This window comes from Rhizobium albus, from assembly GCA_030160035.1.
Taxonomy (GTDB): domain Bacteria; phylum Pseudomonadota; class Alphaproteobacteria; order Rhizobiales; family Rhizobiaceae; genus Georhizobium; species Georhizobium albus.
In genome coordinates, this window is sequence record BSNO01000003.1 from 39,237 (window position 1) to 64,925 (window position 25,689).

Sequence of the window (25,689 nt, forward strand, 5' to 3'; positions counted from 1 at the left end):
CGAAGGGGAGGAGGCACGACAATGGTTTCGGGACGCAACGAAAAGATCGCCGGCAAGCTCAGGCTCGGCATGGTGGGCGGCGGCAAGGATGCCTTCATCGGCGGTGTCCACCGCATAGCCGCCCGCATCGACGGTGAATTCGAGCTCGTGGCCGGCGCGCTGTCGTCGACGCCGGAGCGCGCGTTGGAATCCGGCCGGGCACTCGGCCTCGACGAGAAGCGCATCTATGGTTCGTTCCAGGAAATGGCATCTCGCGAAGCGCGCCGGAAGGACGGCATCGATGCCGTCGCGATCGTCACACCCAACCACATGCACTACCCGGCTGCGCGCGAGTTCCTAAAGCGCGGCATCCATGTGATCTGCGACAAGCCACTGACCTCGACCATGGCGGATGCGAAGAAGCTGCAGAAGCTCGCCCATGACAGTGACGCACTCTTCATTCTGACCCACAATTACACTGGCTATCCGATGATAAGGCAGGCGCGCGAGATGATCGCGCGCGGCGATCTCGGCACGATCCGCGTGATCCAGGCCGAATACGCGCAGGACTGGCTGACCGAGGCGGTCGAGGAGACGGGATCCAAGCAAGCCTCCTGGCGGACCGACCCGGCCCAGTCTGGCGCCGGCGGTGCGCTCGGCGATATCGGCACGCATGCCTACAATCTCTTGAGCTTCGTCACCGGCCTCGAACTGAGCGAGTTGTCAGCCGACCTGCAGAGCTTCGTCAAAGGGCGCCGTCTCGATGACAACGCCCACGTGATGATGCGCTTTTCGAGCGGTGCCCGCGGCATGCTCTGGGCGAGCCAGGTGTCGCCCGGCAACGAGAACGGTCTGCGCTTGCGCATCTACGGAGACAAGGGCGGTCTCGAATGGGGCCAGGAAGATCCGAACTATCTGTGGTTCACCCCCTTTGGCGAGCCCAAGCGCCTGATCACCCGCAACGGGGCGGGGGCAGGGGCCGCGGCGGGACGCGTCAGTCGCGTCCCGCCCGGTCACCCGGAAGGCTACCTTGAAGGCTTCGCGACGATTTACGCCGAAGCCGCCCGCGCGATCCGCGCAAAGCAGGACAAGAAGTCGGTCGACAAGGATGTCATCTTCCCGACCGTCGACGATGGCGTCGCCGGCATCGCTTTTGTCGAGGCGTGCGTGAAGTCCGCCAAGAAGAACGGCGCCTGGGTGAAACCCGAGGGCAGGCAATGAGCCAAGCTGCGCGCCGCATCGAGGAAACCGTGCCCGTGCCGAAGGGGCAGACCGTGCTCGCCGCGCGCGCCGCGTCGCGGTCCTTCGGGCCGGTTCAGGTTCTCTTCGATGTGGATTTCGAGCTGAAGGCCGGCGAGGTTCATGCGCTGATCGGCGAAAACGGCGCCGGCAAGTCGACCCTGATGAAGATACTCTCGGGCTATCTCGCGCCGACCGGCGGGCATATCGAGCTGGACGGCAGGCGCGTCGATTTCGCCTCCAGCGACGAGGCCGAAGACGCCGGCGTGATCCTCATCCACCAGGAGTTCAATCTCGCCGAACAATTGAGCGTCGAGCAGAATGTCTTTCTTGGCCGCGAAATCCGCAAAGGCTTTTTCCTCGACCACAAGACGATGCGCGCGGAAACGCAGCGGCTCCTGGGCGAGCTGGAAACCAAGGTTTCGCCGACGGCAAAGATTTCCGAGATCTCCGTCTCCGACAAGCAGATGGTCGAGATCGCCAAGGCCCTGTCGCGCAACACCCGCGTGCTGATCATGGACGAACCGACGGCGGTTCTCACCAATCGCGAGGCAGAAATCCTCTTTCGCCAGATCGAGCGGCTCAAGGCAAACGGCACTGCCATTCTCTATACTTCGCACAAGCTCGACGAGATCGCGCGTCTTGCCGATCACATCACGGTCCTGCGCGATGGCCACCGCGTCGCCAATGTCGACGCGGGTACGATGAGCGAAGACCAGATGGCGCAGGCCATGGTCGGCCGCGAATTGTCGAACATTTTTCCGGTCAAACATGAGGTCGGCTCGGCCGAAACCGTGCTGTCGGTGCGCAACCTCACGGTCGGGTCGATCGTGCGCGACGCCTCCTTCGAGCTGAAGCGCGGCGAAGTTCTTGGCTTTGCAGGTCTCGTCGGCTCCGGCCGGACGGAACTGATGGAAGGTCTGATCGGCGTGCGCGACGCTGAGGGGACCGTCGAGGTCGGTGGCAAGCCCTTTCGTCTTGGCTCGGTCAAGGACGCACGACGCGCCGGGATCGTCTACCTGACTGAGGATCGCAAGGGCCGCGGCCTGATTCTGACACAGGGTATGCGCCCGAACCTGACGCTTCTGGCGCTCGATCGTTTCGGCAAGACGATGATCGATGGGAAAGCGGAAGAGGCGGCCCTCGACAAGGCGATCAAGGACTTCGACGTGCGTGCGCCGACGCGCTCGGTCCTCGTCGGCAATCTGTCGGGCGGCAATCAGCAGAAGCTGCTGCTCGCCAAGACGATGCTGGCCGAGCCGGATATCGTTATCATCGACGAGCCCACCCGCGGCATCGATATCGGCACCAAACAGCAGATCTATCAATTCATCCACGCGCTCGCCGGGCAAGGCAAAAGCGTCATCGTCATCTCATCGGAAATGGCTGAGATCATCGGGCTCGCCAACCGCGTCTACGTGATGCGCTCCGGCCGCATCACCGGCGAAGTCCAGGGCGCGGATGTGAACGAGGACGTGATCGTCCGTTACGCGATGGGCCTGGAAGGCAGAAAGTTCGACAGTCATGAGTGATCACGCCGCCACCCCCGCAAAGACGACGTCGTCGTCCGGCTTCAAGATCGATTTCCACATCTGGGGCCCGGTTATCGCTCTCGTTGTGCTCGTTATCGCCGGGGCGATGATGAACCCGAACTTTCTGAGCTACGGCAACGTGACGAACGTGCTCGCCCGCTCCGCCTTCATCGGCATCATTGCGGTCGGCATGACCTTCGTCATCACGTCAGGCGGGCTCGATCTTTCGGTCGGCTCCATGGCCGCGTTCATCGCAGGCGTGATGATCCTCATCATGAATGCGCTTGTGCCGTCGATGGGGGTGGGCATCGGCATCGTCCTCGTCGGCATGGCGAGCGCGCTTGTGGTCGGGCTGGCAGCGGGCCTCGTCAACGGGCTTTTGATCACGCAGGCGCGCATAGAAGCCTTCATCGTCACGCTCGGCACGATGGGCATCTTCCGCTCGCTGATTACCTGGCTTGCCGATGGCGGCACGCTGTCGCTCGACTACACGGTGCGCGAGCTCTATCGACCCGTCTATTATTCCGGCCTTTTCGGTGTGGCATGGCCCATCATCGTCTTCGCCGTCATCGCGATCATCGGCGAAATCGTCATGCGTCACACGGCGTTCGGCCGCCATTGCGCCGCCATCGGCTCCAACGAGCAGGTCGCGCGCTATTCGGCTGTCCATGTCGATCGCGTCCGTCTGATGACCTACGTGCTGCTTGGCATACTCGTCGGCATCGCGACCATCATGTACGTGCCGCGTCTCGGCTCGGCTTCGAGCTCGACGGGCGTGCTTTGGGAACTGGAAGCCATCGCAGCGGTGATCATCGGCGGAACCATGCTGAAGGGCGGCTTCGGCCGCGTCTGGGGCACGGTCGTCGGCGTGCTGATCCTCAGCCTCATCGACAATCTTTTGAACCTCACGGACCTTGTGAGCCCGTATCTGAACGGTGCGATTCAGGGCGTGATCATCATTCTGGCCGTCGTGTTGCAGCGACAGAAAAAAGCTCAACGCTGACGGCCAGTCATCGCTCTAATGAGAGCTCAACACGGGAGAGAGACCATGAACTTGAAGCATTTCGCAGGAGCGCTCGCGCTCAGCACCATGATGATGATGCCGCTTGGCGCAAGCGCACAGGACGCGGAAACGGCCGTGATCGGCGTTTCCATTCCCGCCGCGACCCACGGCTGGGCAGGCGGCATGAACTTCCATGCCCAGGCAACGATCGATGCGCTGGAAGAGCGTTACGAGAACCTCGATTTCGTCCTTTCGACGGCATCCGATCCAGGCCAGCAGGTTTCCGACATAGAAGACATGCTGGCGACCCGCGACATCGACGCCCTCGTCGTCCTGCCGTTCGAGTCCGAGCCGCTGACGGGCCCGGTTGCCCGCGTCAAGGAAGAAGGCAAGTGGGTCACGGTCGTCGACCGCGGTCTCGCCCAGGAGAACATCGAAGACCTCTATGTCGCCGGTGACAATCCGGGCTTCGGCCGCGTGGCCGGCGAGTTCTTCGTCGAGCGCATGCCGGAAGGCGGCAACATCGTCGTGCTGCGCGGTATTCCGACCACCATCGACAATGAGCGTGTCGAAGCGTTCGAAGCAGCGATCGAAGGCTCGGGCATCGAAATCCTCGGCATGGAGCACGGCAACTGGAACCGCGACGACTCCTTCGAAGTCATGCAGGACTTCCTGTCGCGCTACCCTGAAATCGATGCCGTCTGGGCTTCCGACGACGACATGGCCGTCGGCGCGCTGGAAGCCATTGCCCAGTCCGGCCGCGAAGCGGACATGTGGGTACTTGGCGGCGCCGGCATGAAGGAAATGATCCAGCGCGTGATGGAAGGCGATGAGCAGGTGCCGGCAAACGTCACCTATCCGCCTGCCATGATCGGCACCGCGATCGAACTGACGGCGTTGAACTTCGTCGGCAACGCACCGGTATCGGGCGATTTCATCATCGGCTCGGTCCTGATCACGCCGGAAAACGCCGAGCAGTACTACTACCCGGACAGCCCGTTCTGATCTGACGCAACGGCGGACCTGAACAGCCTGAGCGGCCCCGGAGACGGGGCCGCCTTGCGTTGTATGGCGCATCAGATGATGCTACTTTTGATGCCGAAGGAGATCCGTCATGCGCACAACGGTCACGATCGACGACGAGCTTCTCGAAAAGGCGCAGCGATATACCGGGATCACGGAAAAGTCCGCGCTTCTGCGCGAAGCGTTGAAGTCGCTGATCGCACGTGAAGCGGGGCGGAGATTGGCAGCTCTTGGGGGCAGCGATCCGTCTGCCGAGGCTGCGCCACGGCGTCGCTTTCCCGAAGATGGCAGCGAGGAGGAATGATCCTTGTCGACAGCTCGATTTGGATCGATCACCTGCACGTGCGGGATGAGCGCATCGCAAGCTTGGCAGCTGCGGAGATGCTCCTGGTTCACCCCTTTGTCATCGGCGAAGTGCTGCTAGGTAGTCTGCGGGAGCGAAAAACGGTTGTTGAATATCTGACAGGCCTTCCTGAGGCCGATCTTGCCGAAACATCTGAAGTTTTCGACTTCCTCGAGCGTAATCGATTGTTTGGCAGAGGCATCGGCTTTGTCGATTTGCATCTTCTGGTCTCGACGCGACTGACGCCGATGGCAAAGCTCTGGACCCGCGATAAGCGCCTTCTCGCAGCCGCCGAAGAACTCGGAATTTCCTATCGATCGGATCACTGAATTGACGCACCAGCCAAAATCCCTCGCTGCCCGTTTCCCCGATGACTTCCTCTTCGGCGTGGCAACCGCAGCATTTCAGATCGAAGGGGCGGCAAAGGCCGATGGGCGGGGGCCGTCCATCTGGGACGCGTTCTCGAAAATGCCGGGTCGCACCTTCGGTCGGCATGATGGCGATGTCGCTTGCGACCATTACAGCCGGCTGGATGCTGATCTCGATCTGATCCGCGATCTCGGTGTCGATGCCTATCGCTTCTCCATCGCCTGGCCCAGGATCTTTCCGGAAGGACGCGGCGCAGTGAACGAAAAGGGGCTGGAATTCTACGACCGTCTGGTCGATGGGCTGAAGGCGCGGGGCATCAAGGCCTTCGCGACGCTCTACCATTGGGATCTGCCCTTGGTACTCATGGGCGATGGCGGTTGGACGAGCCGAGACACGGCCTACGCTTTTGCCGATTATGCCGATGTCGTCGCCCGCCGCCTCGGTGACCGGTTGGACAGCGTCGCCACCTTCAACGAGCCCTGGTGTTCGGTGTGGCTCAGTCACCTTTACGGCGTCCATGCGCCGGGTGAGCGATCCATGGATGCGGCGCTTCATGCGCTGCACATGACCAATCTCGCGCACGGCTTCGGCGTTGCAGCCCTTCGTTCGGCAAGGCCTGATCTGCCCGTCGGCATCGTCATCAACGCCCATGCGACTTTGGCGCTGACGGACAGCGAAGTGGACCAAGAAGCCGCCGAGCGTGCTTTTTCGTTCCACAATGGCGTGTTTTTCGGCCCGCTCTTCGATGGCGCCTATCCGGACGATTTCATGGCGGCGCTTGGCGAGAGGATGCCGACGATCGAACCGGGCGACATGGATGCCATCTCCGCCCCGCTCGATTTCTGGGGGCTCAACTACTACACGCCGATGCGCGTGAAGCACGACGCGTCGAAGGGTGCCGAATTCCCTTCCGCCGTGTCTGTTGCGCCCGAGAACGTGTCGAAGACAGATATCGGCTGGGAGATCGATCCGTCGGCGCTCGCCTATATCATCCGTGAACTCAACCGGCGCTACGAGCTCCCCGATCTCTACATCACCGAGAACGGCGCCTGCTTCAATATGGGCGTCGAGAACGGCACGGTCGACGATCAGCCGCGCCTCGACTATATCGCGCGCCATTTGTCCGTGCTTGCCGATCTCATTGACGAAGGGTTCTCCATCAAGGGCTATTTCGCCTGGAGCCTGATGGACAATTTTGAATGGGCGGAAGGCTACCGTATGCGCTTCGGCATCGTGCATGTGGATTACGAGACGCAAATCCGCACCGTGAAGGCATCAGGCCATTGGTATGCCGAACTTGCCACGGCCCATAGCGGGCGCAATTAGCCGCCTGGCTCACTCACCCAGATGCCGCTCGCCACGCTTTTTGGCGAGTGCGATCTGGCGCTCCCGTTCGCGAAACCGCGCGCGGTCTTCCTCGCTGCGCACGTCGAAGCATTGCGGGCAGGAGACGCCGGCTTCATAGGTCGGCGCGGCCAAATCTTCGGGTGAAAGCGGATGCCGGCAGGCGCGGCAAAGCTTCAGGTCACCCTCGTCGAGCCCGTGGCCGACCGATACGCGCTCGTCGAAGACGAAGCACTGACCTTCCCAAAGGCTCTGCTCTTCCGGCACATCCTCCAGGTATTTCAGAATGCCGCCCTTGAGATGGTAGACCTCGCCAAAGCCCTCCTTCTTCATGAAGGCCGATGCCTTTTCGCAGCGGATCCCGCCGGTGCAGAACATGGCGATCTTGGTCTTGTCTTTCAGTTCCGGATGGGCGCGCACCCATTCCGGAAACTCGCGAAAAGACTTGGTCTTCGGATCGATCGCCTCGCGGAACGTGCCGATAGCGACCTCGTAGTCGTTGCGCGTGTCGATCACGATCGTATCGGGATCCGAGATGAGATCGTTCCATTCGGCCGGATCGACATAGGTCCCGGCGTCGCGCTGCGGATCGATGTCCGTCACGCCCATGGTGACGATCTCTTTCTTCAGCCGCACCTTGAGCCGCAGAAACGGCTGGGCGCTCGCCCGGCTTTCCTTGTGGATCAGACCTGAGAATTCCGGCTGCGCGCGCAGGTGATCCAGTACCGCGGCAATGCCGGCGTCCCTGCCTGCAATCGTGCCATTGATGCCCTCATGCGCCAGAAGCAACGTCCCGCGAATGCCATTTTCGCGGCAGATCGCTTCCAGTGGTTCGCGAAAGCTCTCGAAACGGGGAAAACTCACGAAGTGATAGAGCGCGGCGACAAGAAACGGCTTCGCGGCTTCCTCGGCAGGGATCAGGTTTTCGGGGCTTTTTGTGCTCATGGCGGCCAGATAGCGCTTCATTGCCGGTTTCGCAATTATCCTGGCGCGGTTGAAATTCACGCGCAGCGTACCCGTCACGAAAAACAGCCGCATCCTTGTCGGTTTGCTGATCGGCGATGGAGGGATGGCATGCTCATACAATCCGAAAAGGATGTGGTGAAACGTGAGGCGGAGCGGCTGCGCGTGGAGGCCGCCGCGTTGATGGCGATCATCGAGATCGAAAGCGGCGGCCGGACGCACGCGATCGTTTCCGGTCGCGCCGAACCGCTCATCCGGTTCGAAGGTCACTATTTCGATCGGCTCGTGAGCCCGGTCAACAGGGCAAAAGCCAGGGCGGAAGGTCTCGCTTCGCCTCGGGCCGGCGCAATTGCCAATCCCGTGTCGCAGGCCGCCAGGTGGGCGCTGCTGAACCGTGCGATGAAAATCGATCGCGATGCGGCCTATGCCTCCACCTCCTGGGGTCTCGGGCAGGTGATGGGCGAGCACTGGCGCTGGCTGGGCTACGCAAGCGTCGGTGCGCTCGTCGCCGAAGCACGCGCAGGCTTTGCGGGCCAATTGCGTCTCATGCTGAATTACATCGAGAAGGCGGGCCTCACGGATGCCGTGCGCAGGCGCGACTGGACCACCTTTGCCCGGGCCTATAACGGCCCTGCCTATGCCCGCCACGGCTATCACACGCGGTTGGCGGCTGCTTATGCACGGCTGGCAGGCTCGCCCGGTGAGGGGTTGCCCTCTCTGCGCCTGCTGAGGCTCGGCATGTCCGGCGCCGATGTCGCGACGCTGCAGCGCCATTTGCTGGCAACTTCGCCGGACCAGCGCGACGCGATCACCGTGGACGGGATCTTCGGTCCGCAGACGCTCGCTGCACTGAAGCGCTTTCAGTTGGAGGCTGGGCTGACACCCGACGGCGTTGCGGGTCCTCTGACATGGGCTGCGCTTGAGCGTGTCGCTCAAGTTCCGCCGAAGGACGATGCTGCGCAGCCCTTTTCCTGGCTGATGGCATTACTCAATCGATTGAACCCGTGGAATTGAAGCGTCAATGGACAAGGGGTGGCAAAATCGATAAGCCCTGAAGCCATTCTCGGCTTTCGAGACGCCATGAAACAGCCGAAACATGATCAGGGAAGACCCGACGCGATGAACGACAAGACCGATCGCCTTTTGGCAACGCTGAAGCTGCAGCCCGTCGTTCCGGTGCTGGTCATCGACGATGCGCGCGCGGCGGTTCCCCTTGCCCGCGCGCTTGTAGCGGGTGGGCTGAAGGCGATCGAGATCACGTTGCGCACGCCTGCCGCGCTCGAGGCGATCCGCCTGGTCGCTCAGGAGGTTGAAGGTGCGGTGACCGGCGCAGGCACCATCCTCAACGCGCGCAATTACGATGAAGCCGTCGATGCCGGTGCTCAGTTCATCGTGTCGCCGGGCACGACGCAGGAACTGCTGGATGCCGCGCGTTCATCCTCCGTGCCGCTCCTGCCGGGTGCTGCCACGCCCAGCGAAGTGATGGCGCTGCGCGAAGAAGGCTATGACGTCCTGAAATTCTTCCCGGCTGAGCAGGCCGGCGGTGCCGCCTATCTGAAGGCGCTGTCTTCGCCGCTGGCCGGAACCCTGTTCTGCCCGACGGGAGGCGTGTCGCCAGAGAATGCGCGCACCTATCTCTCGCTGCCGAACGTCGTCTGCGTCGGTGGCTCATGGGTCGCACCGAAAGCCATGGTCGAGGCCGGCGATTGGGACGGCATCACCCGTCTGGCATCCGAAGCGATGCTGCTCGCCCAATAGACGTTTGAATTCGGTCGGTGCGGTCCTTATCTGCTGAGCAACGCATATGCTCCGCAGAAGGTAGACGCCATGCTCGACCCCAAGAAGCTTCTCGAACAGTTCCTCGGCTCTTCCCGCGGGGGCTCCTCCTCCGGGTCCGATATCTTCGGCAAGCTCGGCGGGCTTACAGGGCAGGGAGGCGCGCTGGGCAAGCTCGGCGGCTTGGCAGGTCAGGGCGGCGGCGGACTTTCTGGCAGGGCGGGTCAGGTGGCCGACATGGCCCGAAACAATCCCATGGCGGCAAGCGCCGTCATGGCAGCGCTGCTTGGCACCAAGACCGGACGCAAGCTCGGCGGCTCGGCCTTGAAGGTCGGCGGCATGGCCGCGATCGCCGGCCTCGGCTATCTCGCCTATCGCAACTATCAAGCTGGAAAGGCTCCGGCGACGATCGCCGGACAGCCGCAGCAGGAAGTCTTGCCGCCACCGGCCGGAAGCGGTTTCGATCTGGATCCGCAGCAGACCACTGAAGATTTTGCTCTCGCCATGGTGCGCGCCATGATCGCCGCCGCCAAGGCCGATGGCCATATCGACGCCACCGAACGTGCTGCGATCGTCGGCAAGCTTTCCGAAGACGGGCTCGACGCCGAGGAACTCGCATTCCTGCAGAAGGAACTGGACGGTCCCGTCGATGTCGACGCGATCGTCGCAGCCGCAAAGACCGAGGAGCAGAAGGTGGAGATCTACACCGCCTCGCGCCTCGCCATCGATCCGGACACGCGCGCCGAGCGCGGATACCTGGATCTGCTCGCGGGCCGGCTTAGACTACCGGATGCCTTGGTGGATCACATCGAAGCGACCGTGTCCGGCGTTAAGACGGCCTGAGGCCTGATCGTTCCTGCGTCATGGTCGAGCTTCGGGCATGACGCGGGCGATGATACTTTCCAGCGCCGCATGGCGCTCGGTCTCCGAGAGCCCATCGAGCATGATCCGGCCGGAGATCATCAGATCAGATAGTCCATGGACCATTGCCCAAGCGGCGATGACATCGACATCGTTCGGCCGCGGAGGCGCTTTCGCATCCCCCCGCACTGCAGCCACGTCGGCGGCGAGCTGCAGGTAAGCCGCCTGCGCGCACGCAGCGAGATGGGCGTTGCTGTCATCGCGCCGCTCGGACGAAAACATCAGCCGAAACAGCGCCTGGTTCTCCCACGCAAATGTGAGATAGCCGATCCCGGCGGCCAGCAGATTGGCCCGCGCGTCGACAGGCTGTGCCGCTGCCTTCACCCGGTTTTGCGTCTCGATAAACCGTTCGAAGCCCTGTGCTGCGAGGGCAGTCAGCAAGCCGGCAGCATCGCCGAAATGGTGAGCGGGCGCCGCATGGGAAACGCCTGCGCGTTTGGCGCAGCCGCGCAACGTGAAGCCCTCGATGCCTTTTTCGGCAAGCTCCAGTTCGGCCGCTTCCAGCAGCGCCGCGCGCAGATCGCCGTGGTGATAGGGTTTAGCGGGGATGGGTTTCTCGGAAACGACAGTTCTCCTTCAGTGAGCAAGGTGACGCCTATCTTTACGGCGTCAAAATAAACTTGACAACAAAAAGATGCGTGCCATTCTTCAATCCTGACGCTGTCTAGATCAAAGGAGAGGCATGATGGTCGAGGGTGCGTTTTCAGCTGCCAGCACGTTGGCAATGACAGGGTGGGTGACGCTCGCCGCGTCCCATTTCGGCCGGCTGCGCTGGATCAGGCCCTATCCCGAAATTATCGTTCCGCTGCTTCTTTCGGCCGCCTACGCCGCGCTGATCCTGGCGTTCTGGACCAGCGCCGATGGCGGCTTCTCGTCCCTGGCCGACGTCGCGCTGCTCTTCCAGACCCCGGAAATACTGCTCGCCGGTTGGCTGCACTATCTCGCCTTCGACCTCCTGATCGGCGCCTGGATCGTGCGTGCCAATGAGGGTGAGGGCCTGCCCTTTGCACTGCTGTTGCCCATCCTCGCCCTGACCTTCCTGTTCGGGCCGGTCGGCTATCTCATGTTCCAGTCGCTGCGCCTGGCGCGGTTCCACAAACTCGGTCTTGCTTGAGAGGTCTCAGATGAACGCGTCCGTACTCGATCCGCAAATGCCAATGACGTCCTGGGCTCACGTCGCTTCCCTGTCCCGGCTGCGACGCGACGAGCCGCTGTTCACGGCCGCTTGTCTGTTCCTGCTCGCCCTCATGATCCCGACGGGCGCCGCGTTGCTGATCGACACGCGGGAATGGGCCGGCGTTCCGGGATGGATCAAGCCGCTCAAGTTCCAGTTCGCGCTCGGCGTCTACCTGCTGTCATTGGCATTCTTCGCTCGTTACCTGCCGGAAGGACTGACCGCGCGCCGCAGCTATCGCATCTATGCCGCAAGCATCGTCGCCGCGGTCATGGCGGAAATGGTCTGGGTGGGGGGAGCCGCGATGCTCGGCACGCGGTCCCATTTCCAGATCGAAGGCGTGGGCGGCATTCTCTACGGCGTAATGGGCATCCTCGCCCTCTGGCTGACGGGCGCTTCCGCCTATTACGCCTGGCAGATCGCCCGTGGATCGGCGCTTGGCGGTAACCGTGTGCTGAAGGAGGGGATCGTGCTCGGTCTCGCTATGGTGCTGCCCATGACAGCCATCACCGCCGGCTACATGAGCGGCACGGGTGGCCATTTCGTCGGCACGGGTACCGGCTCGATCAACCTTGCGGTCCTCGGATGGGCGCGCGACGGCGGTGACCTTCGGGTGCCGCATTTCTTCGCGACCCATGCCCTGCATTTCGTCCCGCTTGCCGGTCTTGCCATCTCTGCCTGGATGGGACCGAAGGCGGTTTGGGCACTCCGCTTGTCGGCACTGGTCTACATTGTCTTCGTTGTCTTCGTCTTCTGGCAGGCGCTCGAAGGCCGGCCCTTTCTGCCCTTCCTGGGTTAGCCTTCTGTCGCTCGGTAATGCTATGCGACAAACAGGGGGCGCGGTGGAACAGAACCGCTGTGCTTCCCGTTTGGCGGCGTTGCTTGAGGGGACTTCATGACCGCGTTCATCGTCGACTATCAGGCCTACATCGCGCTGGGCCTGCTTGCTTGCATGTTTGTCGGCTTCTTCATGGAACGCTATCCCCCCGATGTGATCGCGGCTGCAGGTGCGGTCGTCTTCGTCATCATCGGGTTCGTCTCGGCCGACGAACTGCTGGATGTCTTCTCCAATCCTGCACCGCTGACGATCGCTGCGATGTTCATCCTGTCCGGGGCGCTCGTCCGCACCGGCGTTCTGGAAACGATCTCCAATAAGGTCATCGCGCTGTCGGGAAAACGGCCGCTGCTGGCGCTGCTCCTTCTTCTTGCAATCGTTTCGGTTTCCTCGGCTTTCGTGAACAACACGCCGGTCGTCCTCGTCACCATTCCGATCATCATCAAGCTCGCATCCGCCATGAAGATCGCTTCGACGCGCCTTCTGATCCCGCTTTCCTACGCAGCGATCTTCGGTGGAACCGTCACCTTGATCGGCACCTCCACGAACCTGCTCGTTGATGGCGTCGCGCGCGAAAACGGGCTGGCACCGTTCTCGATCTTCGAGATCACGCCGGTCGGCATCGTCGTCGTCCTCGTAGGCTGGGCCGCGCTTCTCGTTCTCGGTCCCTGGCTTCTCCCGCATCGGGAAGGCAGCGGTGCCGAAACGGTCGAGTCGGCGGATCCGGTCTATCTGAGCGAAGTCATGATCACGGCCGCCGCCAAGATCGAGAACAAACCGCTCAGGGACATTGCTGCCCTCAACCGTGAGTCGATCCGGATCGTGTCTGTGATGCGCGGCGGGCAGAAGCTGAAGGACCTCGACGACGTCCTCCTGACGACAGGCGATCGCCTCGTCATTCAGGCCCCGGCCTCAGAAATCCTGACGCTGAACGAAGAGGACGGGTTTCGCGTTGGGCCTCGGCGCGGCATTCGCAGGATGGAAGACGGCGTGGTCGTGGAGGCTTTCGTGGCGCCGCGTCGTCACAGCGTGGGCCGGACGCTCGCTGAAATGGGTCTCGGCAGTCACTTCGGAGCGCGCGTGCTCGGCATCCACCGGCCGAACCACAATGCTGGCGCCGATATGGCGAGCGTGCGGCTGCGCCCCGCAGACCGGCTGCTGATCGAGGGACAGGAGGAGGGCATTTCGCGTCTTGCGGAAGAGGCGAACCTTGTCTCCATCACCGCCTCGGAAGAACGGTCCTTCCGCCGCAGCAAGGCGCCGATCGCCATTGCGGCACTGATGGCGGTCGTCGGCCTTGCTGCTTTCGACGTCATGCCCATCGAGGCGTTGGCTTTCATCGCCGTCGTCGTGATCCTGCTTTTGCGCTGCATCGATTCCGATGAGGCGTGGAGCGCTGTCGATGGCTCGATCCTGATCCTGATCTTCGCCATGCTGGCGATCGGTACAGGACTTCAGAACACCGGAGCCATCGAACTGGTCGTGTCCTTTATCTCACCCTGGATCGCGCAGATGTCGCCGATCGTCGCGCTTGTCGCGGTTTACGCGCTGACGTCGTTCCTGACCGAGGTGGCCAGCAACAACGCCGTCGCCGTGATCATCACGCCATTGGCCATCGGCCTTGCCGAAAGTCTCGGCATCGACCCCAGAGCATTCGTCGTTGCTGTCATGTTTGCGGCGAGCGCCAGCTTCGCCACGCCGATCGGCTACCAGACAAACACGCTCGTCTACGGTGCCGGCAATTACACCTTCGCAGACTTCCTGAAGATCGGCGTGCCGATGAACATCATCATCGGCGTCGCCACCTGCGCTGCGATCGTCGTGTTTTTCGGTCTTTGATCAGCGGCTGAGGAAATGACCGATGCGCTCCAGCGCGCGTTCGATGTTCTCGGCTGAATTGGCGTAGGAGAGGCGGATATAGCCTTCGCCGAGAATGCCGAAATCGGGTCCGCCGATGAGCGCGACACCGGCTTCGTCGAGCAGCGCTGCCGCCAGCTTCTTGGCCGGCCACCCGGTCGCCTTGACGTTCGGGAACGCGTAGAACGCGCCCTTCGGCGTGGCACAATCGATGCCGGGCAGGGCGCGCAAGCCATCCACCACGAGCTTGCGGCGCTGGTCGAAGGCGGCCATCATTTCGTCCACGGCGTCTTGCGGCCCGTCGATCGCGGCGATGCCTGCAAACTGGCTCGGCGCGTTGACGCAGGACCAGCAATTGACGGCGAGCTTGCGCACCTTGTCGTAAAGCCCGTTCGGCCAGATCGACCAGCCCATGCGCCAGCCGGTCATCGCCCAGGTCTTCGACCAGCCATTGAGCACGATCAGACGATCGCGGATCTCAGGAAACTCCAGGAGCGAGGTGTGCTTTTCGCCGTCATAGGTCATCACGTCGTAGATCTCGTCCGACATGATCGCCACATGCGGATGATCGGCGAGACCCTTGACCAGCTTCTCGATCTCGGCACGCGGCGTGATGCCGCCGGTCGGGTTGGCCGGCGAATTGAGGATGAGGAGCCGCGTCTTCGGCGTGATCAGCGACAGCGTCTCTTCTGCCGAAAATGCAAAGCCGGTTTCCTCGCGGATCGGAACCGGAATGGGCGTTGCACCGGTGAATTCGATCATGGAGCGATAGATGGGGAAGCCTGGATCCGGGTAGAGGATCTCGCTGCCCGGCTCGCCGAACATGACGATCGCGGCATACATGGTTGGCTTGCCGCCCGGCATGATCATGACATTTTCGGGCGACACCTCGACACCCGTCGTCGACAGCGTGCGGCGCGCAACCGCCTCGCGGGTCGCCAGCAACCCGGTCGCCGGTGTGTAGCCGTGATGGCCGTCACGCAATGCCTTGATTGCCGCTTCGACGATGTGCTCGGGCGTCTTGAAGTCCGGTTGGCCGATCCCGAGATTGATGATGTCGCGTCCCTCATTGGCAAGCGCGGTTGCCCGCGCGAGCACGGCAAAGGCATTTTCCTCGCCCATCCTGTCGAATGCGGGCACCGTTGCGATCATCTCAATCTCTCTCCCTGTCGGCGATCGTGTCGCGTTGTGTTTTGAGAGACGTTGATGTCTTATCCGGCCGCGAAGATCAATGAAGCGAAAGTTCATGCGCGATTTGGAGAACTGGACGGGCTGCAAGACCCCTGAGAACGTGCGGCTCAAGGGCCGGTTCGTGACGCTTGAGCCCTTCAGCGCGGCGTCCCATGGACAAGCGCTTTGGGATGCCTTGGGTGGTGCCGATGCGATCAACGACCGCCTCCACTACTTCCCGAACCCGGCCTATCATTCCGTCGCGGACTTCATCGGCTGGCTCGAAAGCGTGCAGGAAAACTGGCGCACGCTCGTGGCTGTCGATGCGGCGACGGGAAGCGTCCTCGGCATGGCAAGTTACATGCGCATCGATGCCGCGAACGGCTCGATCGAGGTGGGGGCAGTCGCCCATGGTGCGGCAATGGCGCGAACACCCGCAGCCACCGAACTGCACTATCTCATGGCGCGGCACGTCTTCGACGATCTTGGTTATCGGCGCTATGAATGGAAGTGCCACAACGACAATCAGCCCTCCAAGCGCGCGGCCGAGCGTCTCGGCTTCACATTCGAGGGCGTTTTTCGCCAGCACATGATCTCGAAGGGCAGGAACCGCGACACTGCATGGTATGCCATGATCGACAAGGAATGGCCGGTGATCGGTCGGGCCCTGGAAGCCTGGCTTAGTCCTGACAACTTTGATCCAACCGGACATCAGCGGCAGACGCTGGAAGACATACGCGCCGCTCTCATCGCGGGCGAAAGGACAGAACCTTGAACAAGTCGGACCGCAATTCGGCACTAGCCGCCGCCGCTTTCCTCGCATTCGTAGGCCTCGGCTTTTTCGTGATGCCGCCATTGATGATCCAGTTGTCGGAAATCTCGACCTGGTTGGCCTATGGCGTGGCGGTCGTGTTCGTCCTCGCCTTCTTTGCGATATTCTGGCTGCGTGCCCGGCAGCAGCGCCGCAACGAACGTTCGGGCCCAAGCCGCTAGACCTGGCCGCTAAAGGAACCCGACGAAATCAGGCGGCAAGTGCGGCCGTGAGCAACAGCGCGCCGATGACGAATACGCAGAGCGCGCCGAAAATCTCAATGCCGTTCGTCACCCGCACGGCGCTGCCGCTGCCGGAATAGCGGATCGCGACGTCTTTCGCGCCGACCGCGAGGCACGCAAGCACCGAAACGGTGATGGCGGTTCCGATCGACATGGCGAAGACCGAGAGAATGCCGCCGAGATAGAGGCCGTTTAAAAGCGCAAACGTCAGGACGATCAGAGCGCCGGAGCAGGGCCGCAGACCGACGGCCAGCACGGCGGACCAGGCCTCGCGCGTGGAAAGGCGCTCCTTTGCAAGCAGGGCCGGATCGGGCGCATGGGAATGACCGCAGACCGAGCACGCGTCGCCGACGGCATGTGCATGATCCTGATAATGGCTATGCGAACCGTGATCATGATGGTGATGACCATGATGATGGTCGTGATGCCCATGATCATGGTGATGATGGTCATGCTGGTGATGGCCTTGGGCGGGCGCAACCGCTGCGGCCGACAGCGTCGCCGGGCGTCGGCGGGCGGGGGCGAGCTTGCGGTAGAGCAGCCACGCGCCGAAGGCAGTGATGACGGCAAAGCTTGCGATTTCGAGACTGCGGGTCGCGTCCGTCATGGAAATCGCCGTGCCGCGCAGCACGAGATAGGTGAGTCCCACCACCAGAACCGCCATGACGCCCTGAAGCAGAGCCGACGCGAAGGACAGGAAGATGCCGCGACGCAGCGCAACCTCGTTGGCGACCATGTAAGCGGAAATGACCGCCTTGCCGTGCCCCGGTCCGGCCGCGTGGAAGACGCCATAGGCAAACGACAGGCCGATCAGGCCGGAGAGCTTCCACGGATCTTCCCGCATGTCGCGCAGCGCGCTCGTCAGCGAGCGATAGAAATCCTGCTGCAGCGCGTTGATCCAGCCGAAGAAGCCGCTCATGAAACCGCCGGTGTTGATCGATGGTTCGGCGGTGCCGATACCGAGCGGCGATTGCGCGAGCGCCGGCGCGATCAGCAGGCCTGCAGCAATGCACGCGAGGCACACAGGCAAGGCAATTCTGGTCGAGACCTTCAGCATGTCACCTCCAGCCGTGTCGCGAAGAGCTGCGAGATGTCGTAGCCCTCGGGATCGTTGAAGAAGGCTTCCGTCAGGCTGCCCTGCATTTCGGCAAGCACCTGATCGGGATCGGGCCGCACCACGGCGCTCTCGCATCCGCCGGCATTGCCCATGACGACCATGTCGCCGTCATTCGCGAAGTCGATCGCGGCATACATGGTCGGATCGTAGACGCCGAAGGTCAGCTTGCCATCGAGCGGCGCGTCTTCCTTGGGCTTCACCGCGAAGAACATCAGAAGCTGCCCATTCTCGAAATTGGCGAAGATACGATCTGGCGCCTGGACGCCGAGATCAACGCCATTTCGGTGAATGGCAGTGTAATAGTCGAAATCGCCCAGCGATTGGCGCACGGTTTCGCCGATCGCCTCCAACTCCTCCTGCTCGAGTTGGAGGTTGGAGTTCGCGTCGAATTCCAGCATCACGGTGGAGGAAAAGAACTCGTCGAAACGCCAGACATGGCGAAGCTCTTCCACCTTGTCATCGTCGCCGAGCATGACCTCGAGCCGTGCTTCGGCAAAGATGTGAGGATGAGCGCCGGCAGACGTCGGCAGGGCCAGCAGGCAGATCCCGGCAAACGCCAGGCGCGCCAATCCGCTTTTCCGTGTCGTTTTCATCGATGCCCCTGACACTGTCCCGAATCCCGATAGCCACCGCTTGCCTTGAAAAGGCGGCTGAAATTCGACCGTGGCACCGCAAGCTTTCGCGAAACAGGCCTCTCAGCCCTGATGCAGCTTCCTGAACCATGCGGTCTGATGGTCGACGAAGGCGCGAACTTTGGCCGGCAGATAGCGGCGGTGGGGATAGATCGCGTAGATGCCGCGATCGTCGATGCCGTTTTCCTCGAAGAGCGAGACGAGTTCGCCGCTGTCGAGCGCGGCCTTCGCCACGAAGTCCGGCAGCATCGTCACGCCAAGCCCGCCGATCGCGGCGCGCATGGCCATCATCGGGCTGTTGACCTCCATGCGGACATTCACGTTGACCGTGAACTGGCTGCCATCGGCGCGCTGGAACCGCCAGTTGCTGAGCGAGCGACCATTGGTGTCGAGAATGCAGGGCAGACGCGCGAGATCCGTCGGGTCGTTCAACGGTCCATGTTCTTCGATGAACGCGGGCGAGGCGCAAACGAGGATGCGGAAGGGCCCAAGCTTTCGGGCGATCAGTCCGGAATCCTCAAGCCGGGTGATGCGGATCGCGATGTCGAAGCCTTCCTCCACCAGATCGACGAATCGATCGTCGGCGACGACATCGAGCGTCAGGTCGGGATGATCGACGGCGAAATCGACCAGCGATGCGCCGATATCCGCGTCGGCGAAGGTGCGAGGGGCCGAAATCCGCAATCGGCCTTTCAGATCGCTGTTGTTCTCGCGAACCAGGTCCGCGAGGCTGTCGATTTCCTTCAGGATTTCAGACGCGCTCTTGTAATAGGTGTGACCCGCTTCGGTAAGGGAGAATTGCCGCGTCGTGCGGTTCAAGAGAAGGGCGCCGAGCTCGTCTTCCAACTCCCGGACATATTTTGAAAGCAGCGCCTTAGACCGGCCGATCTTGCGCGATGCTGCGGAAAAGCCCTCTGCCTCGACCACGTCTATGAAGGCTCGAATGCGCGTCAATGTATCCAATGTAAGGAGGTCCTTGCTTTAGTTCAGCCGCATATGTTGTCGGATACCGCGATCGCAAGAGGCAGAACGGCATTCTGGGGCCGAATGACGCTTACGTGTTCGACGCGATCCGATGAAAAACCTCTTGATTGTGACAGCGCGACTCACTATTTCCGGTGCTGCCCAAAGTCGCACGTGCCTGTGGGTGTCCGCCGAACCCTCGAATGGTGAGGAAATTCGGTAAGGTACCTGGAACTAACCCCTCCAGTCGCTTCTCCGGCCAACCGGAAAGAGCGAGGACATCTTGAAGCAACGACGGTGCGGGCCTTTCTGGTGTCTGCCGGCTGTCCAAATGCCGGGGTTACTGAAGAGGCACACCCTCATTGCCGAAAGTGCGGTTGGGTCACCCCCATCCAATCCAAGGCAGACAAAGTCCGAATCATCGCCCGGGCGGGCGCTGGTTCAGCCATTGCGTCGCAAGTCTTGCGGAACTGCGGTCCTCCATCGGCCGTCGTCCTTCGGGCTGGCGTCGTCCTTTGTCATCCGGCTTTTCAAGCCGGGCATGGAAATGGGAGCGACCCCGATGACCACTGACCGTATCCGCGATTTCCTCGCAACCCGACGTCCCGAAGGCCCTTGCCTCGTCGTCGATCTCGACATCGTGCGCGACAATTACCGCGCCTTCGAGAAGGCGTTGCCCGACAGCTCCATCTATTATGCCGTCAAGGCCAACCCCGCGCCCGAAATCCTGAAGCTTCTCGCTTCCATGGGCTCCAACTTCGATTGCGCCTCCGTGGCCGAAATCGAAATGGCCCTGGATGCTGGTGCAACCGCACGCCGTATCTCCTTCGGCAACACGATCAAGAAGGAGCGCGACGTGGCGCGTGCCCATGCGCTCGGCGTCAACCTCTTTGCTGTCGATAGCCATGAGGAAGTCGAGAAGGTCGCCCGTGCCGCCCCCGGCGCACGCGTGTTCTGCCGCGTCCTGACCGATGGCGAAGGCGCCGAATGGCCGCTGTCGCGCAAGTTCGGCTGCGTGCCGCAGATGGCCGTCGATGTGCTCGTCTACGCCCACCAGCTCGGTCTCGTCTCCTATGGCGTCTCGTTCCATGTCGGTTCGCAGATGACCAAGCTCGACGCCTGGGATGCAGCATTGTCGGACGCGCGCCGTGTGTTCGAAAAGCTCGCCCAGCAGGGCATCGAGCTCAAGATGGTCAATATGGGTGGCGGTTTCCCGACCAAGTACCTGAAGGACGTGCCGACGGCTGAAGCCTACGGCCAGGCGATCTTTGGTGCGCTGCGCAAGCATTTCGGCAACAACCTGCCGGAGACGATCATCGAGCCGGGTCGCGGCATGGTCGGCAATGCCGGCGTGATCAAGGCTGAAGTCGTGCTCGTCTCCAAGAAGGCCGACACCGATCAGCTGCGCTGGGTCTTCCTCGACATCGGCAAGTTTGGCGGGCTCGCCGAGACGATGGACGAGGCGATCCGCTACCCGATCCGCACGGCCCGCGACGCGGACGACATGGAAAACTGCGTGATCGCCGGCCCGACCTGCGATAGCGCCGACGTGCTCTATGAAAAGGCGCCTTATCCGCTGCCCGTCTCCCTGACGATCGGCGACGAGGTTCTGATCGAAGGCACCGGCGCGTACACGACGACCTACGCGTCCGTGGCCTTCAACGGCTTCGAACCGCTCCGATCCTACGTCATCTGACCGCCGGGGGCTGGGTTCCAGCCCTCGACAGGTCTGCCACTGGCTGCAGCGTTCGCTTGACGTGGACGCGCGGCTGCGTGCTCTCCATTCGTCCCGAAAGTCATGCCCATGACCACGCTGTCCCACCAGATCGACACCGCTAAAGCCGGCCTCGCCGCTGAGGATCTGATCACCATCCGCGCGGAAGCTGCGTATGAAATCGACGAGCGCAATGCGTTGCTTGCGCGCGCCATGGCGCCCGACTGGCGCACGAAGACGTCGGAGAAGCTGCGCCACGGCCGCCTTCCGGCCGCCGGCCTTGCGTTTGTCGCCAAGAACCGTGCGGGCCACATCCTCGGTACGGTGCGGCTTTGGGATATCCATGCCGGCATCGACCGGGAAGGCCGCGCCGTGCCGGCGCTTCTGCTCGGCCCGCTCGCTGTCGATCCATCGGCCAAGGCAGCCGGCATCGGCACGGGCCTGATGTTGCGCGCGATTGAAAAGGCGCGGCGCTACGGCCATGGCGCGATCCTGCTCGTTGGCGACGCGCCCTATTACGAGCGCTTTGGCTTCACGGGCGAAAAGACGGCGACGCTGATGCTGCCTGGCCCGTTCCAGCGCGACCGGTTCCTCGCGCTGGAACTCAAGCGCGGTCATCTGGACGGTGCTGCAGGCTTCGTCAGCGCTTCCGGCAGCAAGGCCTGAGAATATCTTACAATCGATAATGCGTAGGGCCGCTCCCTCCCGGGGCGGCTCTTTCGTTTTGGCGCTTCAGGCCGCGTTCATCAGGTCCCGCACGGCGGCAAGATCCTCCGCAAACAGGCGGCGCTCGCGCGCCGCGGTCTCCTTGTCCGGAATGCGCAGCAGGAAGGACGGGTGCACGGTGACGAACACGCGCAGCCCGCTCTCGGTCGTCACGATCTGCCGCCGGTTCTTCGTCACCGGCATCGTCTTGCCGGACAAGGCGGTGAGCGCTGTTGCGCCAAGCGCCACGGTGAGCTTGGGTTGGATCAGCGTCAGTTCCTGGTCGAGCCACCAGCGGCAGGCCTGTACTTCCCCCGAATTGGGCTTGGAGTGGATGCGCCGCTTGCCGCGCGGCTCGAACTTGAAGTGCTTCACCGCATTGGTGACATAGACGCGCTGACGATCGATGCCGACCTCTTCCAGCGTGGCGTTAAACATCTGTCCGGCCGGCCCGACGAAGGGTTTTCCCGCCAGATCCTCCTGGTCGCCAGGCTGCTCGCCGACGAAGACAACATCCGCATCGCGTGGACCCTCGCCAAAGACGGTCTGCGTCGCATCCTTCCAGAGCGGGCAACGTCGGCAGCCCTCGGCCTGTTTCTCCAGCGCATCGAGCGTCGCGGCGATCTCTTCCTCGGCCATGCCGCCCATCTTTTTCGGCTCCCAATACTGTTCCTGGATGCGGGCGTGGTGCGGCGCGGAGAGGGTCGGCGCGCGCGCCACCATCTCTTCCGCTGCCTTGCCGGCGCCGGCGATCATGCCAGGAATGAGCGGCGCCTCGGGCAGGTTCCGCCAGTATTTCTTCGGCATTTCGGCCTGCATGGCCTTCACCTTCAACCGGGCGGGATTGAAGATGGATGTGAAATAGGTGCGCCAGAGATCCTCGGCCGCATCGTCTGCGGGTGCATCTTCCTTGCTTGCGCCCGGCATGACCGTGATGTCCGCGCCGTCCCAGGAGATCGAGCGCCAGGGTGTCAGGATCGTCCATTTCATGCCGGTGAAGCGCGCCCGAAAGAACCCCGCTTCGCGTTCTGCGATATAATGCTCCGGCTCGAACCAGGCGACGAACCATTCTTCGCCCGCCACGTCGATCTTCCGGAAGCGCACGAAGGCATGCATCTTGTGGGCATCGCGCCGGATCGATTTTTCCATCCGTTCGAGCCGCTGGATGTCTGGGTCGGATGCGATGCGGAGCAGGTTTTTCTCGCGCGAAACCCTCAGGAGCAGCCGGTACATGAAGGAGAAGCGATCCGGATCGCGATGATGGATCACCTGTTCCAGCCGTTTGACAACCTCGCGCGGCACGGTGAATTCCGCACCGGCCGGCGGCTCGGGCAGAAGCGATGACGCATTCTCGAAAAGGTCTTCCGCCGTCTGCCCAACCACGCTGAACCGGACGTCGCCGGGCTTGACGCCGGCCAGCGCCAGCTGCCGCGCCGCATGGCGCCACCCGTCGAAATCCGTCTGATCGGCGAGGGTAACCGAGTACATGGTTAGAACAGCGACAACTGCGCCGGTTGCGGCGTCATGCGTGCTTTGAGCGAAGGACTATCGGTCAGTCCGCCCGGTTGCCAATCGAGCGCGGTGATGAACGGCCGAACCTTGTTGACCGACTGACAAAGCCGGCCGACATCCTCGAGCCTGAGCGTTCGATAGCGCCGCACCTGCAGGATCTTCGCCACGGCCTTGGTGCCGAGCCCCGGCACGCGCAGCAGCGATTCCCGATCGCCCCGGTTGACGTCGACTGGAAAACGCTGGCGATTGGCAAGCGCCCAAGCAAGCTTGGGGTCGACGGCGAGATCGAGCATCCCGTCGCTCTGGCCCGCCAGGATCTCGTTCTGCTCGAAGCCATAGAAGCGCATCAGCCAGTCGGCCTGGTACAGCCGATGCTCGCGCATCAGCGGCGGCTGGATGAGCGGCAGCGATGATTTCGCATCCGGTATCGGACTGAAGGCGGAGTAGTACACGCGCTTCAGATGATAGCTCGAATAGAGCCGGGCGCTGGTTTTCAGGATCGTGTCATCATTGGCGGCATCGGCGCCGATGATCATCTGCGTCGACTGCCCGCCCGGCGCAAAGCGTTCTTTTCTCTTGGTGCGCAGCGTCGGCTCGGATTTCTCCTCGATCTTCATCCGCAAATTGCCCATCGCCTTACGGATTTCCGCAGGACGCTTCTCCGGCGCTAGGCGCGAAACGCCGTCATCGGTCGGCAATTCCACATTGATCGACAGTCGGTCGGCAAAGCGACCCGCTTCCTCGAGCAGCAGCGGGTCGCAATCCGGAATGGTCTTCAAATGAATGTAGCCGGCAAAGCGGTGCGTCACGCGAAGCTGCCGTGCCACTTCGACCAACTGCATCATCGTTTCGTCCGGCGAACGGATGATCCCGGAGGAGAGGAACAGCCCCTCAATGTAGTTCCGCTTGTAGAAATCGAGCGTCAGGTAGACGACTTCCTGCACCGTGAAGCGGGCCCGACGCACATTCGACGACGACCGGTTGATGCAATAGGCGCAATCGTAAATGCAGAAATTCGTGAGCAGGATTTTCAGAAGCGAAATGCATCGCCCGTCCGGCGCATAGGAATGACAAATGCCGGCCCCGGTGGTCGACCCGATGCCACCCGTGGCGAGCGAGTTGCGCTTCGTCGAACCGGAGGAAGCACAAGAAGCGTCGTATTTCGCAGCGTCCGAAAGGATCGCCAGTTTTTCCATCGTCGATAGCTGAGCCATGCGTTCATGCTATGTTCGCAGGAGGCTGGCGTCTATGTCTTTTATTGTATAGATACCGAGGGATTTGGGAGCCCTGCCGATCGGTTCTCACGAAAGTCCAATCCACCTCATCCTGAGCCTGTCGAAGGACGAGGTGGCCCCGATCATGCCCGCCTCGTGGTTCGGCAGGCTCACCATGAGGGGCGCGAGAGATGCCGCCACGCCCTCGCCCTTCGACAGGCTCAGGATGAGGGCTGGGGGAGATCATGGAGGGCCGCAAGGCAGCGCCGCAATGTTCAAGCAGTGATATCCACCACGCCGCAATCGCCGGCCTCGGAGCCGAAAACAAGCTGGTGGCCATCGCGGCTCCAGTCGAGCGAGGAGAGGGCGCCCTTGCCGGGGCGGCGCAAGAGCACCTCCTTGCCGTCTTCCATGCGTGCAGCGAGGATCATGCCGTCATTGAAACCGATGGCGACCACATCCTGTGCAGGATGGCAGGCGACGACGGTGACGAGCGCGTCGCCCCGCGTGCCGAGTTCGAGCGGCGGCTTGCCCATCGGGCCATCCTTGCCGACGAAGGGCCACACGATCGCGGCCGGCGCGCCGGATGAGGCGAGCCATTTGCCCTTGAAGCTCCAGGATAGCGACTTCACCTTGGCGGGATAGCCGGACATTCGCATGTCGTGCAGGTCGGACATGCGCCAGCCATGCAGTGCCTGTTCCTGCATCGTGGTGACGAGATACTTGCCATCGGGCGAGAAGGTGATGCCCGTGTGGCTGCCCTTCCATTCAAGTTCCGCAGGCTTGGAATCCATGCCGGCCCAGACGAGGGTCACGCCGTTGTAGCGGGCAAGCGCCACCCTCAGGCCCTTCGGCGCGAAGGCTATGCCCTCGACCGTTCGCTCGCAGGCGATCTCCTTGAGCGTTCCGTCTGCCAGCCGCACATAGGCAGTGCGCCCGGAGGAAAAACCGATCACCCCTTGAGGCCCGGACGCGATCTGGCCAATCCATTTGCGACCGATCTCGGCGAGCGTCTCGATCTCGCCCGTGGCGGAGATGCGGCTTACCTTACCATCCTCGCCGCCCGTCAGAAGGGCCTTGGCGTCACCGGTAAGCGTCGCCACCAGCAGCCCGTCATGCGCTGCCACGGTCTTGTGGCCATGATAGAGCCGATGGACGGTGCCGTCCGCCATCGCGAAGGTCGGAATACCTGAAACGAAGCGCGCGGCGACGCAATACCCGTCAAGGTCGAGAGGAGCGACTGTCGGCATC

At 62.4% G+C, this 25,689-nt stretch carries 27 protein-coding genes; 18 read left to right on the forward strand and 9 right to left on the reverse strand.

Translation table 11 applies throughout. The features are described 5' to 3' along the window. Window positions 1–21: 21 nt before the first annotated feature. The 7 genes from QQL76_RS08010 (at window position 22) to QQL76_RS08040 (ending at window position 6,814) form a co-directional block, all read left to right on the forward strand. The gene (locus QQL76_RS08010; RefSeq protein ID WP_404862879.1) at window positions 22–1,200 is read left to right on the forward strand and encodes a Gfo/Idh/MocA family protein; all 1,179 of its coding nucleotides are present in this window, start codon (window positions 22–24) and stop codon (window positions 1,198–1,200) included. After that, window positions 1,197–2,750, forward strand: coding sequence for a sugar ABC transporter ATP-binding protein (locus QQL76_RS08015; protein WP_499207182.1), 1,554 nt, complete (start codon window positions 1,197–1,199; stop codon window positions 2,748–2,750). Before QQL76_RS08010 ends, QQL76_RS08015 begins: the two co-directional genes overlap by 4 nt. After that, entirely contained in the window at window positions 2,743–3,753 is a 1,011-nt protein-coding gene (locus tag QQL76_RS08020; protein WP_499207183.1) for an ABC transporter permease, read from the forward strand. Before QQL76_RS08015 ends, QQL76_RS08020 begins: the two co-directional genes overlap by 8 nt. A gap of 45 nt (window positions 3,754–3,798) precedes the next feature. Continuing rightward, window positions 3,799–4,758, forward strand: a complete 960-nt coding sequence (locus QQL76_RS08025; RefSeq protein ID WP_499207184.1) for an ABC transporter substrate-binding protein — start codon at window positions 3,799–3,801, stop codon at window positions 4,756–4,758. A gap of 109 nt (window positions 4,759–4,867) precedes the next feature. Next, entirely contained in the window at window positions 4,868–5,080 is a 213-nt protein-coding gene (locus QQL76_RS08030) for a type II toxin-antitoxin system VapB family antitoxin (protein ID WP_499207185.1), read from the forward strand. Continuing rightward, entirely contained in the window at window positions 5,077–5,448 is a 372-nt protein-coding gene (locus QQL76_RS08035; RefSeq protein ID WP_499207186.1) for a type II toxin-antitoxin system VapC family toxin, read from the forward strand. Before QQL76_RS08030 ends, QQL76_RS08035 begins: the two co-directional genes overlap by 4 nt. Window position 5,449: 1 nt before the next feature. Beyond that, window positions 5,450–6,814: a beta-glucosidase gene (locus QQL76_RS08040; RefSeq protein WP_499207187.1), complete on the forward strand. Its 1,365-nt coding sequence runs from the start codon at window positions 5,450–5,452 to the stop codon at window positions 6,812–6,814. Between the two features lie 9 nt (window positions 6,815–6,823). Here the strand turns inward: QQL76_RS08040 and trhO are convergent, their stop codons facing one another. Beyond that, window positions 6,824–7,777: an oxygen-dependent tRNA uridine(34) hydroxylase TrhO gene (gene trhO, locus QQL76_RS08045; protein WP_499208332.1), complete on the reverse strand. Its 954-nt coding sequence runs from the start codon at window positions 7,775–7,777 to the stop codon at window positions 6,824–6,826. 129 nt (window positions 7,778–7,906) lie between these two features. Between trhO and QQL76_RS08050 the strand changes: the two genes are divergently transcribed. From QQL76_RS08050 to QQL76_RS08060, 3 genes are all read left to right on the forward strand, one after another. Continuing rightward, a complete protein-coding gene (locus QQL76_RS08050; protein ID WP_499207188.1) occupies window positions 7,907–8,809 on the forward strand; it encodes an N-acetylmuramidase domain-containing protein in 903 nt (300 codons plus the stop codon). Between the two features lie 105 nt (window positions 8,810–8,914). Beyond that, window positions 8,915–9,553 (forward strand): beta/alpha barrel domain-containing protein, encoded by a 639-nt coding sequence (locus QQL76_RS08055; RefSeq protein ID WP_499207189.1) that lies wholly within the window; start codon window positions 8,915–8,917, stop codon window positions 9,551–9,553. Between the two features lie 69 nt (window positions 9,554–9,622). Continuing rightward, window positions 9,623–10,414 carry a tellurite resistance TerB family protein gene (locus tag QQL76_RS08060; RefSeq protein WP_499207190.1) on the forward strand — a complete coding sequence of 264 codons (792 nt, stop codon included), beginning with the start codon at window positions 9,623–9,625 and terminating at the stop codon, window positions 10,412–10,414. An 18-nt stretch (window positions 10,415–10,432) separates the two neighbouring features. Here QQL76_RS08060 and QQL76_RS08065 read toward each other — a convergent pair whose 3' ends face one another. Next, window positions 10,433–10,945 carry a TetR-like C-terminal domain-containing protein gene (locus tag QQL76_RS08065; protein WP_499207191.1) on the reverse strand — a complete coding sequence of 171 codons (513 nt, stop codon included), beginning with the start codon at window positions 10,943–10,945 and terminating at the stop codon, window positions 10,433–10,435. Between QQL76_RS08065 and QQL76_RS08070 the strand changes: the two genes are divergently transcribed. The 4 genes from QQL76_RS08070 (at window position 10,892) to QQL76_RS08085 (ending at window position 14,340) form a co-directional block, all read left to right on the forward strand. Next, the gene (locus tag QQL76_RS08070; RefSeq protein ID WP_499208398.1) at window positions 10,892–11,110 is read left to right on the forward strand and encodes a hypothetical protein; all 219 of its coding nucleotides are present in this window, start codon (window positions 10,892–10,894) and stop codon (window positions 11,108–11,110) included. The genes QQL76_RS08065 and QQL76_RS08070 overlap by 54 nt on opposite strands. 67 nt (window positions 11,111–11,177) lie before the next feature. Beyond that, window positions 11,178–11,606 carry an ABA4-like family protein gene (locus QQL76_RS08075; RefSeq protein ID WP_499207192.1) on the forward strand — a complete coding sequence of 143 codons (429 nt, stop codon included), beginning with the start codon at window positions 11,178–11,180 and terminating at the stop codon, window positions 11,604–11,606. Window positions 11,607–11,616: 10 nt separating this feature from the next. Further along, window positions 11,617–12,465 carry a hypothetical protein gene (locus QQL76_RS08080; protein ID WP_499207193.1) on the forward strand — a complete coding sequence of 283 codons (849 nt, stop codon included), beginning with the start codon at window positions 11,617–11,619 and terminating at the stop codon, window positions 12,463–12,465. A gap of 96 nt (window positions 12,466–12,561) precedes the next feature. After that, the gene (locus QQL76_RS08085) at window positions 12,562–14,340 is read left to right on the forward strand and encodes an SLC13 family permease (RefSeq protein WP_499207194.1); all 1,779 of its coding nucleotides are present in this window, start codon (window positions 12,562–12,564) and stop codon (window positions 14,338–14,340) included. Here QQL76_RS08085 and QQL76_RS08090 read toward each other — a convergent pair whose 3' ends face one another. After that, window positions 14,341–15,510 (reverse strand): pyridoxal phosphate-dependent aminotransferase, encoded by a 1,170-nt coding sequence (locus QQL76_RS08090; RefSeq protein WP_499207195.1) that lies wholly within the window; start codon window positions 15,508–15,510, stop codon window positions 14,341–14,343. A gap of 94 nt (window positions 15,511–15,604) precedes the next feature. Here QQL76_RS08090 and QQL76_RS08095 point away from each other — a divergent pair, with 94 nt between their 5' ends. Further along, window positions 15,605–16,303: a GNAT family N-acetyltransferase gene (locus tag QQL76_RS08095; protein ID WP_499207196.1), complete on the forward strand. Its 699-nt coding sequence runs from the start codon at window positions 15,605–15,607 to the stop codon at window positions 16,301–16,303. Further along, the gene (locus QQL76_RS08100) at window positions 16,300–16,521 is read left to right on the forward strand and encodes a hypothetical protein (protein WP_499207197.1); all 222 of its coding nucleotides are present in this window, start codon (window positions 16,300–16,302) and stop codon (window positions 16,519–16,521) included. The genes QQL76_RS08095 and QQL76_RS08100 overlap by 4 nt, the downstream gene beginning before the upstream one ends. Window positions 16,522–16,549: 28 nt before the next feature. Here the strand turns inward: QQL76_RS08100 and QQL76_RS08105 are convergent, their stop codons facing one another. The 3 genes from QQL76_RS08105 to QQL76_RS08115 form a co-directional block, all read right to left on the reverse strand. Beyond that, on the reverse strand, window positions 16,550–17,638 hold the full coding sequence (locus QQL76_RS08105) for a nickel/cobalt transporter (RefSeq protein WP_499207198.1): 1,089 nt from the start codon (window positions 17,636–17,638) through the stop codon (window positions 16,550–16,552). After that, the gene (locus QQL76_RS08110; RefSeq protein WP_499207199.1) at window positions 17,632–18,291 is read right to left on the reverse strand and encodes a DUF1007 family protein; all 660 of its coding nucleotides are present in this window, start codon (window positions 18,289–18,291) and stop codon (window positions 17,632–17,634) included. The genes QQL76_RS08105 and QQL76_RS08110 overlap by 7 nt, the downstream gene beginning before the upstream one ends. Window positions 18,292–18,393: 102 nt before the next feature. Further along, the gene (locus tag QQL76_RS08115) at window positions 18,394–19,293 is read right to left on the reverse strand and encodes a LysR family transcriptional regulator (RefSeq protein WP_499207200.1); all 900 of its coding nucleotides are present in this window, start codon (window positions 19,291–19,293) and stop codon (window positions 18,394–18,396) included. Between the two features lie 562 nt (window positions 19,294–19,855). Between QQL76_RS08115 and odc2 the strand changes: the two genes are divergently transcribed. Both odc2 and QQL76_RS08125 read left to right on the forward strand, forming a co-directional pair. Then, window positions 19,856–20,989, forward strand: a complete 1,134-nt coding sequence (gene odc2, locus QQL76_RS08120) for a type III PLP-dependent enzyme (RefSeq protein ID WP_499207201.1) — start codon at window positions 19,856–19,858, stop codon at window positions 20,987–20,989. A gap of 117 nt (window positions 20,990–21,106) precedes the next feature. Then, window positions 21,107–21,673, forward strand: coding sequence for a GNAT family N-acetyltransferase (locus QQL76_RS08125; RefSeq protein WP_499208333.1), 567 nt, complete (start codon window positions 21,107–21,109; stop codon window positions 21,671–21,673). A gap of 66 nt (window positions 21,674–21,739) precedes the next feature. Here QQL76_RS08125 and QQL76_RS08130 read toward each other — a convergent pair whose 3' ends face one another. The 3 genes from QQL76_RS08130 to QQL76_RS08140 form a co-directional block, all read right to left on the reverse strand. Then, complete coding sequence (locus QQL76_RS08130) at window positions 21,740–23,200, reverse strand: UdgX family uracil-DNA binding protein (RefSeq protein WP_499207202.1); 1,461 nt, start codon at window positions 23,198–23,200, stop codon at window positions 21,740–21,742. Between the two features lie 2 nt (window positions 23,201–23,202). Continuing rightward, entirely contained in the window at window positions 23,203–24,438 is a 1,236-nt protein-coding gene (locus QQL76_RS08135; RefSeq protein ID WP_499207203.1) for a putative DNA modification/repair radical SAM protein, read from the reverse strand. Window positions 24,439–24,713: 275 nt separating this feature from the next. Then, window positions 24,714–25,688: a WD40 repeat domain-containing protein gene (locus QQL76_RS08140; RefSeq protein WP_499207204.1), complete on the reverse strand. Its 975-nt coding sequence runs from the start codon at window positions 25,686–25,688 to the stop codon at window positions 24,714–24,716. Window position 25,689: the final 1 nt, after the last annotated feature.

Coding starts and splice junctions, on each gene's coding strand:
- QQL76_RS08010 (WP_404862879.1), top strand. CDS start 22: ATGGTTTCGGGACGCAACGAAAAGATCGCCGGCAAGCTCAGGCTCGGC.
- QQL76_RS08015 (WP_499207182.1), top strand. CDS start 1,197: ATGAGCCAAGCTGCGCGCCGCATCGAGGAAACCGTGCCCGTGCCGAAG.
- QQL76_RS08020 (WP_499207183.1), top strand. CDS start 2,743: ATGAGTGATCACGCCGCCACCCCCGCAAAGACGACGTCGTCGTCCGGC.
- QQL76_RS08025 (WP_499207184.1), top strand. CDS start 3,799: ATGAACTTGAAGCATTTCGCAGGAGCGCTCGCGCTCAGCACCATGATG.
- QQL76_RS08030 (WP_499207185.1), top strand. CDS start 4,868: ATGCGCACAACGGTCACGATCGACGACGAGCTTCTCGAAAAGGCGCAG.
- QQL76_RS08035 (WP_499207186.1), top strand. CDS start 5,077: ATGATCCTTGTCGACAGCTCGATTTGGATCGATCACCTGCACGTGCGG.
- trhO (WP_499208332.1), bottom strand. CDS start 7,777: ATGAGCACAAAAAGCCCCGAAAACCTGATCCCTGCCGAGGAAGCCGCG.
- QQL76_RS08050 (WP_499207188.1), top strand. CDS start 7,907: ATGCTCATACAATCCGAAAAGGATGTGGTGAAACGTGAGGCGGAGCGG.
- QQL76_RS08055 (WP_499207189.1), top strand. CDS start 8,915: ATGAACGACAAGACCGATCGCCTTTTGGCAACGCTGAAGCTGCAGCCC.
- QQL76_RS08060 (WP_499207190.1), top strand. CDS start 9,623: ATGCTCGACCCCAAGAAGCTTCTCGAACAGTTCCTCGGCTCTTCCCGC.
- QQL76_RS08070 (WP_499208398.1), top strand. CDS start 10,892: ATGGTGAGCGGGCGCCGCATGGGAAACGCCTGCGCGTTTGGCGCAGCC.
- QQL76_RS08075 (WP_499207192.1), top strand. CDS start 11,178: ATGGTCGAGGGTGCGTTTTCAGCTGCCAGCACGTTGGCAATGACAGGG.
- QQL76_RS08080 (WP_499207193.1), top strand. CDS start 11,617: ATGAACGCGTCCGTACTCGATCCGCAAATGCCAATGACGTCCTGGGCT.
- QQL76_RS08085 (WP_499207194.1), top strand. CDS start 12,562: ATGACCGCGTTCATCGTCGACTATCAGGCCTACATCGCGCTGGGCCTG.
- QQL76_RS08090 (WP_499207195.1), bottom strand. CDS start 15,510: ATGATCGCAACGGTGCCCGCATTCGACAGGATGGGCGAGGAAAATGCC.
- QQL76_RS08095 (WP_499207196.1), top strand. CDS start 15,605: ATGCGCGATTTGGAGAACTGGACGGGCTGCAAGACCCCTGAGAACGTG.
- QQL76_RS08105 (WP_499207198.1), bottom strand. CDS start 17,638: ATGCTGAAGGTCTCGACCAGAATTGCCTTGCCTGTGTGCCTCGCGTGC.
- QQL76_RS08110 (WP_499207199.1), bottom strand. CDS start 18,291: ATGAAAACGACACGGAAAAGCGGATTGGCGCGCCTGGCGTTTGCCGGG.
- odc2 (WP_499207201.1), top strand. CDS start 19,856: ATGACCACTGACCGTATCCGCGATTTCCTCGCAACCCGACGTCCCGAA.
- QQL76_RS08130 (WP_499207202.1), bottom strand. CDS start 23,200: ATGTACTCGGTTACCCTCGCCGATCAGACGGATTTCGACGGGTGGCGC.
- QQL76_RS08135 (WP_499207203.1), bottom strand. CDS start 24,438: ATGGCTCAGCTATCGACGATGGAAAAACTGGCGATCCTTTCGGACGCT.
- QQL76_RS08140 (WP_499207204.1), bottom strand. CDS start 25,688: ATGCCGACAGTCGCTCCTCTCGACCTTGACGGGTATTGCGTCGCCGCG.